We start from the raw sequence: 15,317 nt of genomic DNA on the forward strand, positions 1-15,317 counted from the left end.
TGCCAATGTCGATGCCTAGAAGCGTTACGCTGTTCATGAGAAAGCCTCCTCAAGAAAAGTGAGAACCCCAGTAGTTTAGACCTGAGGTTCTCGCCGGGCTGACCATCTCATTAGCGCTCTTGCCCCAACACTCGGCACCTCGCTTAGGCTCGGTGTGCCCTCACTCCGGCTTGAATCCGTGGGCCGCCGCAATGGGCCATCCCTGGCCCAGTGCGGCTAACCCGGCGTCCTGCCGGGTTACCCACGGATTCAAGCCTGCGTTCGGCCAGCGTGTTTAATGGGGCGCCTCAGATCAAGATCAAGATCAAAAGCAAAAGCACTGCGGCCTGAGTGGTGTGGATCAAAAGCGATTTTGTGTGCTCTGCTTTTCTGTGGGAGCTGGCTTGTCGGATCGCCGCACCGCTGCGATGGCATCAACTGGATATGCCTGATACACCGAGGTGTCTGCATCGCAGGCAAGCCAGCTCCCACATTTGAACCGAGGTCGACAGTTAAAAACCGGTCGGCTCTAAGGCCGCCGCGCTTTTGATTTGGCTTTTGATCTGAGGCGCCCCGTCAAACACGCTGGCCGAACGCAGGCTTTGGAGCGTGGGTAACCCGGCAGGACGCCGGGTTAGCCGCGCTGGGCCAGGGATGGCCCATCGCGGCGGCCCACGCTCCAAAGCCGGAGTGAGGGCACACCGAGCCTAGGCGAGGTGCCGAGTGTTGGGGCAAGAGCCCTTTTGGTTACTTTTGGGGCTCTTTTCCAAAAGTGACCCGCCGTAAGGGCGGAACCCTAAGCAGCCGTTACCGCAGCAATGGATATGTACCCCAACCAAAACCCTTTAGCGCCTAACACATAGCCTTCGCGAGCAAGCCCGCTCCCACATTGTGATCGATTTACACCTGACAGGACTCGGTCGACGATCAGGCCGCCACGGCAGCAAGCTCCCTCGCCACACGCCCAGGGATGTGTAGATACCGATGGCCATCGCAGGCAACCCAGCGCCCAACGCAGACCGAGAAACGCCCAAAAAAAGGGGCGATCATTGATCGCCCCGAACGGTACATCGAGAGGTCCTTTCCAAGGTTTTACAAACTGATCTGCTTGCGCTCCTCATCCGTCAACCGCGCCCGCGCCTGCTCACTCAGGGGCCCCGCGCCCAGCACCTGCACCGGGCTGTCGGGGTTGTAGCTGGAGTTTTTTTGTTGCGGTTGCGTCTCACGCGGCAACGGTTCGCTGCCCAGGCTCAACACTTCCACGGTCATGATCGACGGCCGGCCCTGCTTGGCCGCGGCCTGCTGGCTGCGCGCCGCGTCTTCCGCCGCCTGGGACGCCGCCGCCCCCGCCGCGCTGGCCGAACTCATGGCCCCGGTGTTGACAGTGGCCGTCACCGGCACCCCGGACGACTTGCCCTGGGTCTGGATGTTCGCCGCGTTCACCACGTGCAAGGCGGCGATGTTGACGTTGCCGGACACCCGAATGCCCGCCTCCCCCGCATCGATGGTGCCCAATGGCGCAATCAGGTCGATATCCCCGGCCGGCACTTCCGGGATCGGGTTCAACGTGGCGATCCCCGCGCCCGTGCTCGGCACCGACGGCGACAGGCTCACGTTGCCCCAGTTGTCATAGACCCGCTTGGGCGGCGTGTACACCACGGTGGTCTTGGAACCACGCCCGGCGTTGATGTCGCCCTCGCTGGTCCAGCCCATGATCGAGCCGCCGAAGGTAGTCATGATGCGGCTTTGGCCGAGCAGGATGCTGCCCATGGAATACAGCTGGATATCGCCGGAACCCTGGGTGATCACGCCTGCCGTGGACGGTGGTGCCGCGCCTTCGATGCCGAAGGTCTGGCGGCCGCCGGGGGTGAGCATCTGGATTGAGCCGCCGAAGTTGGTGTGCACGCCCGAGCCGCCGAACATCGTGATATCGCCTTTGTAGGTGATCGGGTTGCCGGCCACGTCCTTGTCCGGGAACAGCGCGGCGATGGCGGCGCGGCCACGCAGGTAACTGCCCTGGCGCACACTGCCAGCCTGGTTGTACTCACGGCCGGAGACCCGCAGTTCAGAGAAGTACACCTGGCGGGCAAAGATCCGTTGTTGCTCGGCCGGCAGGGCCGCGTAGTAGCCGCGGGCCTGCTCGGTGCTGCCGATGAAACCGAAGCGCGCGGCGAGCCAGCCGACCAGTTCGTTTTCGTAGGTCTTGGCGACCTTGCCGCCCTGAATCGACTCGCCCGGTTGCGCCAGGTTGACGGGGTTCAGGTAGGCCTCGGCGAAGCGCAGGTAATCCGGGCCGTTGGGGCCTACGCCGGCTTGCATGACGATGCTGGCGCCGGGGCGGGTGTCGCCTGTGGCCACCGGGCCGAGGCTGGTGACACTGACTTTATCATCCATCAGGATATTGCGCCCGGCCGTCAACTCCAGGGTGCCAGGGCCGGCGACCTGGAAGTTGCTGTAGAGGATGTCGCGCCCGGCGGACACGATGGAGATGGCACTGGGGCTATCGTGAATAAACAGGTTACCCCCGGTAGTCGCCCCAAGAACGTTGATATCCGCACCGAACAGACTCCCGCTGCTGACAATATCGCGTCCCGCCATCATCCATACCGGGCCACCCCCTTCATACCAGATCTGCCCTTGATGCTCGTTGCCCAAGCCAGTGCCGAACGTGATGATCCGCCCGCTGCTGACCCCCACCAGGTCACCGGTCACGGCATAAAACCGCGCAGGTTGATCAGCCCTGCCTGAACCGGATGCGGCAGTGGGGCTACCGAAGGTAAACAACGGCAGCAGTGCGCCGGGTGTCACCGCGCTGCCGTTCGCCGACAGGTTACTGAGCTTGCTCTGCCCGACAAACGCCGGGCGCCACGGCGTCGCCAAGGTGCTCGTGTCGGCGGATGACTGGCTGACAGAGGCGCCACCGGCATAAATCGAGCCATACGCCAGGAACTGCAACTGACCATTCCTACCAGGCGCCAGCAAGAGCGGTGCTGTATTACTGACATCGTTGTTCTGGCTCGCCGCCGCTTTGCCATAGTAAAAACTGCCACTCGCTGCCGTCGCCCGCAGGATCGACGGATAAACAATCGACAGGTCAGAAGCAACCGCTGCCGTATTGGGCGTGACATTGCCACCCGCCGAGTACAGATCGATCGCGGTATGGTCGGTCCAGAGCGAGAACCAGCTGGAGCCACTGCTCTGCGCATAACCCGGCTGGTCCTTGACGCCACGGATGATGCTGGATTTGTTCGCCAGCTCGATCCGACCGGGATCGAGCACATCCTGCAACACCAGGTCGCCCAGGGTTGCCAGGCTGAACGTCGCGTCGCCCGGCACCAGGGTCATGCCCCCCGCCGCCAGGCCACGGGTGGCGGTCAAGGCGTCGAATGCACGGGCTTCGCCGGGAGTGTGGTCGGTATTGAGACTGCCGTAATGCAGGTCAACCTGACCTACCGACCCACTCTGCAAGGTAGCGTTGCCGCGCAGGTTCACCAGCATGCCGTTTTGTTGTCCAGCCCCTGTCGGGCTGGCGCTGTTGAGTTCACCGCCGATACGCACCCGCACATCGCCACCGCCGGTCAACTGCAGGGTGCCGTCGCTGGCAATTCGACCGGTACTGCCCACCGCCAGCACCAACCCCTGACTACGCGGATTGGCGACGGATTGCATGGTATTGCCTGCCAGGGTACGCAACAGGCCGGCGTTACCGCCCACCTGCACGTCGAGGTCACCGCCACCGAGGGTGCCGAAGCCGGTAAAGCCGACCAACTGGTCCGCCGCCGTGGTGCCGGTATAACTGCCGAAATTGATCCACCAGGCGGTGGGCTGGGCTTGCCCGGCATCTACCGAACCGCTGCCCTGGCGCCATAGCCAGTTGCCCACGCTTGCCGAATCATTCCCAATGTCCAGGGGGTTCGGGCGACCGTTCCCAGCACTAACCAAGGCACTGACTATATTGCCGGCCAGGTTGCCGCCCACCTTCAAGGTCACATTCCCCCCCGCCTCCGGGTACCAGGCACGATACAGGCTGCCGGTGCCGCCATTGACGAACTGTTCGAAATAACTGCGGGGATCATTGAGCACGTTTGCGCCGCGCCCCAGTGCTTTAGGCTGGTTGTACGGATCGCCCTGGAAGGTGGCGGTGGAGGACGTGCCGGCGGTGTACACGCCGTACAACGAATCCATGCTCAGGTTGCCGGCGCTGAGCAACTGCAAGTCGCCAGTGCCGGTACGAATCACGCTAAAACGCGAACTTGAAGGTGTCGCGCCATATTCAGGCGTGTTCTGCGCTAGGCAGTAACTCGGCGTGTCCTTGCAAAAATCGTCGATTGAGGGCACCCCCATATCGTCCATGAACTTCTTGTCGATCGGCGCGCCAGCCTTGACGATGATGTTGTTCAGGGCCAGTTCTCGCTCGGCCGTTTCGGTCCAGACAAAATTAGCCTTGACCCCACAATAGTCAGGAGAGCCTGCACAGAACTCGTCCACCGGGCCCAAACTGTTATCGGTGAGCAACTTCGGGTCAATCGGGTCACCCTCTTTCACGGTGATACCGAGAAACGCCAGTAAATCCTCCGCTCCTTTGGCCGTCCAGATAATCACCGCCTTGGACGGCAGCTCCTTGGAGAACATCCCATAGTGACTGTCCGCAAGACGCAAGTCGCCGCTGCGTGGATGCGCTTGCAGCAGGCGACTGTCCGCCGCCTTGGTATCCGCGCCCGCCACCAGGCGGATCGACCAGGATTGCGAGCCCTCGGCCAGCATTGGAGCAATCGCCCATTGACGGTCCTTGCTGCCGGTGACATCGGTGCGCAACTGAATCGACTGCACGCCCTCCAGCAGCTTGACGTTGGTCCCGGACGGAATCAGTGCGCCGCGCGCCAGCACCGTATCGGCGCTGAGGGTAACCACGTTGAGCGCGGAATTGGGCGCTTGGAAATTCCCCGGCAACGGCACGCCTTTTGGCCAGGTCATTGCCTTCAGCAACGTGTCTTGGGTCAACAGCGTGCCGGCCTCCAGTTGTGAACCGGCCACCAGGGTCTGCGCCTGACTGAGCAGGGTACCGGCCGCCAGCAATACATTGCCGGCGCTGTCGAGGACGGCCGCCGCCAGCACCGTGCCGGCTGGCAATACCAGGTCTTGCTGGAGCCTGGCCCGTACCGGCAGGCGCGTACCGGCCACCACGCCGATGTCCTTGATCGGCAGGTCATAATTGAGCACCGCACCGGCCGGGAACGCAGTACCGCCGGCCAGCGTGACGCCGTGCCCAGGCACCACGATATCGCCGCCGGTAAAATCGACACCTGGCAACAACACCCAGCCTTTGTCGTCGGCGGTTTCCGGCGGCAGGGCGAAGCCGTCGGTGATGCTGCCGTAGATCGACAGGTCGCCGCCCGCGCGCAGGGTCAGGCTGCCCGATTCTCCCGAACCGTACACACCGTCGCGCGGCTTGAAATTCGGATTATTGCTGGCATAACGAAAGCTCGACAGGTCCACATCCCCCTGCACCACCAGGTCACCATCCGGGGTTTTGCTGACGATCTCCACCCCTGGCCGCAGGTGGAAGACGTCGGCATAGCTGGCATTGTTCAGGCCCGCGAGCTTGTTTTGCAGCAGGTTGCTGTTATCCAGCGCGGCCTTAATGAACGCCACGCTCAACTGATGTTTTTTGTCCAAGTAATCCTGGGTGATCACCTGGTACGGCCGGCCGCTTACGGTCGGTTCGTTGATCAATTCAGCGTCGTCATAACTGATCATGCCGTTGAGCGCGATCGAACGGGCGCCCTGGATATCCAGGCGGCCACGGGCGTCGATGGCGACGTCGTTGCTGCTGCCGTCCGGGTTGACGATGCGCGGCGCGTTCAATTCCAGGGTGCCGCGACTGCGGCCGTCGTTGCCCTTGGCCGCTGCGGTGCCGTGGCGCAAATCGATACCGACACCGTCGGTCAGGGTCAACAGGCCATCGCCGGAGCCGAGCACCACCATGGCACGGTTGGGCGAATCAATGATCTTGCCGTAGCTGTCTACCCGCAACAGGCTGCCATGGGCATCGAGCACGGCGCCGCCGTCCAGGGTCAGGCCATGCTTGCCGGCCAGGTTGATGCTGCCGACGCGCTCACCGCTCGCGTCCACGCGACCGGTGACCCGCAGGCTGCCGTTGTCCACCGACACATTGATGATGCCCGCTTTCAGGCCGTCGCCAATGCTCAGGTCACCCTGCTTGAGCTGGAAGCTGCGTGCGCCAAATACCTGGCCCGCGTTGAGGCGCTGGTTGAGGGCAGCGAATTGCTGGTCCAGCGTGCCCTGGCCACCCAGGCGTTGGGCCTGGATTTCCACGGTGCCGGCTTCATTGGGCACCAGGGTGCCGCCTGCGTCGTAGTAACCGCTGCTGCCGCCGAGGATCTTGCCTTGCAGGTCGACGCTCCCGCCCGCCGCGTCCACCGCCACCGCGCGCAATTTGCCGGCGCGGTTGTAGGTGGCCGACAGATCAATGGTCGAACCGGCGGCCTGGAGAATATTGCCGCTGCGACTGTCGAGCAGCACGTCGCCACCCCAGCCGTATTGCGTCACATCGTTGAACGCCACGGCACGCCCGGCAACGTCGATCAACGCCGCATCGGTGAGCACCACGTCGCCATGGGCGCCGAGGCTGACTTTGCCGCTGGGCAGCACTACCGCAGAGGCCAGGCGGATGCTGTCACCTTGCAGCGACAGTTCGGCGCCCTGGCCATTGGCGGCACCACGTGGCCCTGCGGAAGCCGCCACATCAATCGCGCCACCGGCGGTAATCCGGTTCACCGAACCGGCTTCGCCCGTCATCAGCGGCGTGAGGATATTGAGGTTGCCGCCGCTGTACTGGAAGCCCTTGACCGGATCGTACCCCGTCAGGCGCTGGTACACCGACAGGCTGCCCTTGTGGTTGGCCGTGATGCGGTCACTGGCATTGAGGTTGACATTGGCAAAACCCAGGGCCAGGCGGTCGAAAGTCTTGGTGGTGCTTGGCTGGGCGAAGGCGCCATAGCCGAACGCGATGCGCTCGGCATTGATATCCAGGCGCCCATTGCCGGTGCCGGCGCCGCCGTTGATCACCGCGCCGGGAGCCGCCTCGGCGCCCTGCCAGATCAGGTTGGCGGTGTGAATGGTGGCGACGTCATTGGTATTGCCAGCGCCATAGATCGCCGGCGTGGACAGAACCAGGTTGTTCAGCAGCGACTTGCCGGTCTGCGCGTCGTAGGTGTCGAGGGCGCTGGTGCCATAGAAGTTGAACGCCTGGGCTGCGGAGAGTTGCAGGGTTTCCAGCGCCGGCGCGCCAGACTCGGTATCGCCGCGCAACAGGCGGTCGAGCACCTGTTGATTGAGCGTCAACCCGCCGGGCAGCACATGGCGTGCAGCGGCGTCGGCCAGGGCCTCGGCGCTACCGACGTTGATGTTGCTCAGCGCTAACGCCAGGTGGCGGGTGCCGTAGCGAACCTGGACGTCCAACGCCAGAGCCTGGGTGGTCGAGGCGACGATGCTGCCTTCGGAATACAGTGATGTCTGGCCGGAACAGGTGACGCTGACGCAAGCACCGATCTGGATTTTACCGCCCGCACCCGAACTAATATCGTAGGGCAGTACGTTGAGCAGCCCGTTGGACACAGCCAGCAGATTCGCCGCCCCCTTGTAGACAAACCCGTCGCGGGCGTCATAGGCAGCAGTGCCCTGGCCGAGCGTATTGATCGATGCACCTTGCTCGACAACGATATCGCCGGAGCCGGCTACCAGCATCACCTCGGGTGCCGCCAATGTCGCGCCGGATCGTACGAAGATCGATCCGGCGGGTCTGTTGAGGCCGCCGGCAAACTCGATGGTGTTGCCACCTTGCCCATAAAGCACCATTGACAAGCCACCGATCAACAAGCGCTTTGCCTGCAGCGCATTGAGACTTTCGACGTTCAGGGTCAGGCCATCGAACCCAGGGTCAAGCGGCTGACCGGCATTGACGATCTGCGTCGCCGAGCCTGGGCCGGACAAACTGCGATTGATGACTGCCACCGTCCCGCCGAAACCGCCGGGCGCCGCCTCGAAGCGACCAATACCCTTGAACGAAAAGGTGTCCAGCCCATTCCCGGCACTCAATGCCAACTTGAGCGTCTTGGCATCCATCGGCAGCAGCGGGCGTGGTACGCCAAGCTTGGCGGCGTCGGCCATGGCGAACTGCGCGTAGCTGGTTTCGTTGTACTGAGAGTAGCGACGCAAGGTGTCGGCCGAAGTCAGGATTACCTGGCTGGTCAGGCTGTTCTGAATGCCTGTGTTGACGATTGACAGGCGACCGGCGGTCGACCACGAACCGTTGCGTAACGCGGTCACTGCGTTATCAGTACCCAGCCCGGCCAAGCCGTTGATCTCGACCCGGAACGCTCCCGGCATCAACGCATAGGTGGACGGCATTAAGGTATAGGTACCGGCCGGCAAGCCCGGTACGCCGGCACCGATGGTGATCTGCTGCCCGGCCAACGGCGTGCTCGCGCCGCCTTCCGCCGCCACAGGGGCATATCCCTGTTGTGCTCCAGGCACAATGGCGTACACCGGGTTGGTCGCCAGCCCCGGTAGGACGAAGCCGCCCGTGGCGCCAAACTGCACCAGCGGGTTATAGCGTGCATCCGTTGAGCCGCCGCGACCGGAAATAAAACCGGCGCCCAGCAGGTCTCCGCCGCCGGACAGGTCCAGGGTGGCGTCGGGCAATACCGCCACCGACTTGCCGCCCAGAATCACACCGACCGTCAGGTCACCGTTGCCAAGGCGCACGCCGCCCTGGCCGACGAAGCTCACAGTCTTGCCGTTGTAGCGATAGACCTGGCCGTCCACCGTACCGCCGTACGGCAGCACCAAGCCCTTGCCGCTCACGGACGTCAAGCTGCCGGGCAGCAGTTCGACGCGGGTGCTGCCCAGGTTACCGATTTCGATCAAGCCCAGCGGGGCCTGCAGCACGCCGCCCTGCTTGATGGTGGCGGCGCCCAGTTGCAGGCGACCGAAAATCGAATAAGGGGCAAGCACGCTGGCGTTGCCGTTTTTTTCCAGGGTGAGGGTACGGGCGGGGTCGAAAATCAGGCCGCTGGCTGTGTCGCCGGTCACGCCTACCAGTATTTGCGCGGCGATTTCACTGCCGGGGTAGATGCGCGAGGCGCGCAAGGTCAGGTCGCCCTCCGACCGCAATACCGTACTAAACCCGTTAGGGGTCACGCCGCCATCGCGTCCGGCGAGAAAACGCAGGTCGCCTCGGCTGTTGAGATTGACCCGGTCAAATCCTCCGTTGAGGGCAAAAGACACTTGGTCGCGGATATCCAACAAATCGCTGTCAATCGTAAACCGCCCCTGCCCCGGCAACGTCGTCGCAGGGGCAGCCAAGTTAGGTGCGACGTAGTTCTCCAGACCTGTGCGGTCCGGCGCGAGCAGGCCACTGAGCACGACGTGAGGCGCCGCGAGATGGACCTGAGACGCTGTGGCTGCGCCCTTCGCCAAACTGATGCCTTTTGAATACAGCGCCAGACTCTGGCCCATATTCAACGACACGTCGCCGGCCATGCTCAGCGTGCCATTGACCAACAGCGCCAGACTGTCGAAGCCGCCTGCCGTGACCTGGTCCACGCCAAGCCGTGCCTGGCCGTAGGTCAACACATTAGCCGCCGCGTCGGCGCTGTCTGGCAACACCGAGGCTTGATGCTGCTGGCTCAGAATCAGCTCACGCACGGGCAATACCCGGTTGGTGGCCAGGCTGCGCAGGTAATAAGGCGCCTCCAGCGCCAGTGCCAAACGCCCGCCCGCAGCACCCGCACCACCGGCATTGGCGACGAAACTGCCGTCCAGGTACAGGCCGTTGTTGGACGCAAAGGCAATCGTGCCGCCGTTGCTCGCCACCGCCGTGCGGCCCTGGCCCGGGATATCCAGCTGCGCTTGGGTGCCGGAGGCGTCCAGGCGCGCACCGTCGCGTACCACCACGAACAGACTGCTGGCCTTGGCTATCCCGGTAATGGGGTCGATGTCGCCCCCCACTGTAATCTGCCCGCCGTTGCGCACCTGGCCATAGACGCTACCGCGATTGTCCACAGCGGTGGCGGCACGCGCGGCCACATCGATCAGCGCCTGTTCGCCGATCCAGATCGAACGACCATGGCCAACGGCCTCGACCGCTTCCGAGGCGTCCGTGCTCAACCCTCCCAGGCTGACGCTGCCGCCCCATGCGTTGAGCGTGCCGTTCATGGTGAGCTGACCAATGCTGAGCAGGTTGATGGCCTGGCCTGGGTCGACATTGATCACAGCGCCCCGCCCCACATTCAGGCTGGTCGTCGCCATTTGCGCGGCGGTGGATTGTATGTGTCCAGCGTTCAGGGTCAGGCTGGCTCCACGACGCTGAGTCAGGATGCCCTTGGTCGCATCCTCCTGGTACAACTGCGGCGTCCAGCGTTCGAGAACGCTCGCCGCATCACTGCCGGTTAGCGCACCAGTGGCCTGCTCGCCCAACCGGTAGACCGGCATGTTCACATCGACCTGGGTGCCGTCCGCGACGATCAGCCCTTCATTGCCGGTGATGTCATAGGCCGAGAAGCCCTTGTTGAAAAAGTCGCCGGCCAGTTGCAGGGTGTCGGCGTCCGCCGCGCCCTTGCCGATGAGCACCTTGCGGGCCTGCAACGCCAACGTGCCGCCGCCGTTGACCCCATAGCCACGGACCTCGCCGCCCAGGCCGAGGGAGCCGAGGCCGCCCAATTTCACGTCGCCGCCCTTGCCGCCACTGGCCTTGCCGTCTTCGCCGACGCTGGCGCCGGAGGACACATCAACAACGCTGCCGGCTGCGAGGTTCACCGCCGTGGTGTTGCGCAACGAGACCTTACCGCCGTTGATATACGCCACACCGTCGCGGTTGATTGGGTCCAGCGCAAGGTTATTCCAGCGTCCGCTGGCGTCCAGTTTGACGCCGCTGGCCAGAGCCAGTTGCCCGCCGCCCGCCAGGATCACATCCCCCACCGCGTTGCTTTTATTGAGGTCGACCTGGGTGAGCATGTTGCCCGCGTTGATACTGCCGCCATGGGCCGTGAGGTTGGCGTTGATGGCAACACCTGGCCCGAACAGGGTGATATCGCCGCCGTTCGCCACATTGAGCGCACCGTTGACGGTGATCTGTTGCTTGGCGCCGACCTTGATCGCGCCCAACTGGAAACCATTGAGCTGGTCACTGTCGAGCACCATTTTGCCCTGGCGATCCGCTGGCAATGCCGTGGTGAGGTCCAGGCCATCGGCGATTTTCTGCGTGTTGCTGTCGATCAGCACCTGGTCGGCAGTGCCGGTCAGGGCGTAGCGCAGGGTGCCGGTGGTCTTGTTGTAAACCGGCGTGTACCCGCCAATGATCAACTGCGCGCGCTGGGCCATGGCCTTCTGCGATTGCTGGTAACCATCGAGGTTGATGTTCGGCGCCTGGGTCTGGCGATCGCCCTGGAATACATCGCTGACCACCTGACCCTCCAGCACAGCGCTAGTGGTGCCGATCACCAGCTTGCCGGCATCGCGGCCCACCGTGTAACCGCTCTCGAAACGGCTCTGCTTGGCGATCATCGGGTTGTAGTAGTACTCGGTCTGGCCCCAGCGTTTGCTGGTGTCTTCATAACCTTTGTAGAACCCGGAATAGAGGATGTCACCGGGTGCGTTGGACAGCTCATATAACCGTCCGTCCGGCCCCTTGAGCCAGGTCTGCTGGATATTCCCGGCCTGCACATCCACGGTGCCGCCCGACAGGTTGATCTGCGCGCCCTTTTGGGTGACCACATCCTTGCCGGTAAAGGTCACGGTGCCGCCCTGGGCCATCCATTCGCCCACCGAGTGGCCCTGGGTGCCGAGGTAACCGCCCACTTCGAGCAAACCGCCGGCGGTGTACCAGCGGTCGGTGGCATAGCCGTTGGTACCGGCGGGCACGAACACCAGCTCGCGCAGGTCGACCCACACATCGTTGTTGATCAACTGGCCGCCGTCACGGTTGACCGGTGCGTCGCGCTGTTCGTTACCCTGCACGTTGATCTTGATGTTGTTGGATGCCATCGACACCTTGACGCCGACCGCGCCCGACACGTCGATCATCGCGCCATCGCGCACCAGGCTGCGCCCGGCGGCACTGACCGCGACCTGGCCGCCGGTGGCCAGGGTGATCGAGCCTTTCTGGAAGTCCACGGTGCCGCCGCTGACGATCTCTATGCGCGACTGGTCGGTACGGTCGGCCACGGCGCTGAGGTTGTTGAACTGGCCGGTGATCAGGTTGGCAGGCAGGCCGTCGAGTTTCTCAAGGCCAGCACCTTTCTGGCTGTTAAGGGCGGTGCTGCCGCTGGCGTCCAGCAGAATCGCAGTGGTGCTGCCCTCGCCCAGGGTCACGCTGCCGGTTGTATCGGTTGCCGAGTTCAACAGATGAAGGGTGCCGCGCGTGTCCACCGAGGTGCTGGCCAGGGCCACGCCGTTTTGCTGCACCTGATGCCCGGTGAGAGTGATATCACCTGTCGAAGCCATGATCAGGCCGCTGTTGGTGACCTTGCCGGCGGTGCTGCCGGCCTTGAGGCTGGTGGCGACTTCATTGCCACGGGTGGTGGAGCGGTCGTTGCCGGTAGTGCCGACGCCCTTGCGGATGTAAAAGCTGTCACCGGCCGCCAGGGTAGTCTGGCCCTTGGCGGTGATGAGGGTACCAGCGTTTTCCACTTCGCTGCCGAGCAACAAGGCATAGCCGCCGGAGTCGGTGGACGTGGCCGGGTTATGGGTCTGGATCACGGCACCGCGCTGCACCTGGACCTTGCCTGCCGCATCGGTGAAGGTTGGCTGGGTGCCATTGGCGTCCACATAAATGCCGCGCTGAGTGAACTGTTCATTGGTGATGTTTGCGGCGGCGGCGACCAGGTTACGCACATTGACCTGGCTGGTGCCGCTGAACACCACACCGTTACGGTTAACGATCATCACCGTGCCGGCGCCCTTGATCTGGCCCTGGATCTCGCTGGGCCGCGCATTGGGGTCGTTGACGCGGTTGAGCACCGCCCAACTGGACTGCTGCTGGAAATCCACGGTGGTGTTGCGCCCGACGTTGAACGTCTCCCAGTTGAGGATCGCCTTGTCGGCGGTCTGTTCGATGGTCACCGTGGTCTGCCCGCCGGACGCACTTTGCTTCGGAGCATTGGCGTTGATCCAGCCTTGGGTCAGGCTGTTATCCACTTGCAGGCCGCCCTTGCCCATGCCGTCGGGGATATTCGAAACCTGGCCGAACGCCGCTTGCCGCCCCGCCGCTTGTGCCGCCTGCTGCGCCGCAATCGCGGCGACACTGGTGTTCAAGGTGCTGATGGAGCGCGCCAACTGCTGATTGACCCGCGCCTGCTCGTTCAGCGTCGGAATCCCCGGCACCTGCCCCGCACTGATCCGCGCCGCCGTCGCCGCCTGGGTCGCGCCCTTGTCGGCAAACCAACTGGAACTGAACGCCGTGGCCGCGTGGGCATTGCCCGCCACCATCAACAGGGCGATGGCCTGGGCCAGGGGCTTGAGACGCAGGACGGTCTCTTGGGCTTTCAGGTTAACCGGTGATTTGCAGCGGACCATCGGGAATCTTCCTTCTTTGTTATCACGCAGGGAGCAAGACAGGCTCACGTATGAGGGTTAGGCGGTTGGCGAGGGGCGGGACTGAACTTCTGTCATGTAAAGTTCACATGGTGCTGTGAGCTGCCGATAATTTCGCGGATGCATACGATCAAAAGTGGGAGCTGGCTTGCCTGCGATAGCGGTGTATCAGTCACCTCAAGGTTGCCTGCCCCACCGCCATCGCAGGCAAGCCAGCTCCCACATTGGGTCGGTGTACAACGCAAAAATCAGCAACGGCACAGGCCGTTGCTGATTCAGGTGTTGCTGGTCGGTGAAAGCTTGGGTTACAGCGGACGACCGATGGCGTTGCAGACGTCGGTTTTGCCGATGCTGAGGTTGCTGGTAGCGGTCAGGAAGTTGTCACGTATAGCGGTTTTCCAGTTGGCCGGCAGCGGTACGAAGCGGTTGTTGCGGATCGCAGCGTCGTTGTTGGTCAACGCATTCGAACCGTAGTGACGGGTGAAGAAAGCGCGTACTTGAGAAGTTTGATCAGCGTTGACATAGCACTGGCTGAATATCACGTTGGTGAAGCCAAGGATCGGATAGCCGGCGCTTGGGTAAGGCACAACGCTGGCATCAGACGGGTCGGCATTGCCGAACACTGGGACCCATAGGTTCTGGTTATCCAGATTGGTGGTAGGCGGAGTCACGTTGCTGATAGCCGTCAAAACGTTTGCTGGAGCTGGCGACACTCCTGCAACCTTGGCCACCTTGGTGGCGTCTTCCAGGCCGGCCAGGGAAGTAGCAGCGTAGTCAGGGCTCATGTAGGTGATGCGGCCTTCAGCGACGTTGAGTGTGCTCATCACACCTTCGCTGGTGTCTTTGAAGGTTGCTTTTGGCGTGGCGGTGCTGTTTGGATCAATTTGCTCCAGGGGACTAATCGCGCCCACTGGCAGGCCACGGGAGAAGCTAGCATCAAAGGCTTGGGTCACAGCGAAAGTGCCGCCTTCCAAAGTCGGGTTGCACTTGGCCTTGAGGAAGCGTGTAAACAGTTCGGTGGTACCGCTGTTAGCTTTGCGATACACAACCTTGATGTCGCCCGACAACGATGGATCGATCTGCGACCAAGAGGTCAAACGACCCGAGAATACGCCGCACAGTTGGTCGACCGAGAGGTTGACGCCGGCAGTGCCAGTGCCAGACTTGTTGAACGGAATAGCAACCGAAGTGGCAACCGAAGGCACCTGGATCAGCTTGCCCCAGGTAGGTTGTTTGGCAGAGGCGTAAGTCGACAGTTCAGTCGCGGTCAACTTCGAATCGCTACCCGCCCAGTGCACGTTCTTGTTAGTCACACCGGCCACGAACTTGGTGTAATCGTTGGTCAGGAAGGCTGCCTTGCCATTGCCGCTGCCCACGCCAATGTACTGGGCGAAGCCGGTAGGGAGTACGCCGGCAGTTTGATAAAGCGGTTGTGGCAGTGTTGCACCGCCGCCATTTACGTCAGCCATTGCAGCCTGTGCCGAGCACAGTGCAGCGAGGGTCATGGATACCGCGAGAACGTTGCGCTTAAACATGAAGAAGCTCCTTTCGTCGTGTTTGTACGTTTGGGGTAGATGGCTCTTGCATGACGCCATGGCTTCGGTCCCAAGCCATGTTGCGGGGGTGGCCGGGGGTGAAAACCATGGAGAGAAAGTCGCAGTTTCCGATGACGGTTATGGGAAAAAACCTCGGGAGGAACGCATTGATTTTTAAAAAGATTCTCG

2 protein-coding genes are annotated in these 15,317 nt (G+C 62.8%); both read right to left on the minus strand.

Annotated features, from left to right (window positions below; translation table 11 throughout):
- Nucleotides 1-1,071: 1,071 nt before the first annotated feature.
- Nucleotides 1,072-13,575, minus strand: a complete 12,504-nt coding sequence (locus BLL36_RS25025; RefSeq protein WP_076954284.1) for a filamentous haemagglutinin family protein — start codon at nucleotides 13,573-13,575, stop codon at nucleotides 1,072-1,074.
- A gap of 323 nt (nucleotides 13,576-13,898) precedes the next feature.
- On the minus strand, nucleotides 13,899-15,128 hold the full coding sequence (locus BLL36_RS25030; protein WP_076954285.1) for a substrate-binding domain-containing protein: 1,230 nt from the start codon (nucleotides 15,126-15,128) through the stop codon (nucleotides 13,899-13,901).
- Nucleotides 15,129-15,317: the final 189 nt, after the last annotated feature.

Source organism: Pseudomonas cedrina subsp. cedrina, assembly GCF_001983175.1.
In the GTDB taxonomy this organism is placed as follows: domain Bacteria; phylum Pseudomonadota; class Gammaproteobacteria; order Pseudomonadales; family Pseudomonadaceae; genus Aquipseudomonas; species Aquipseudomonas cedrina.

Coding starts and splice junctions, on each gene's coding strand:
- BLL36_RS25025 (WP_076954284.1), bottom strand. CDS start 13,575: ATGGTCCGCTGCAAATCACCGGTTAACCTGAAAGCCCAAGAGACCGTC.
- BLL36_RS25030 (WP_076954285.1), bottom strand. CDS start 15,128: ATGTTTAAGCGCAACGTTCTCGCGGTATCCATGACCCTCGCTGCACTG.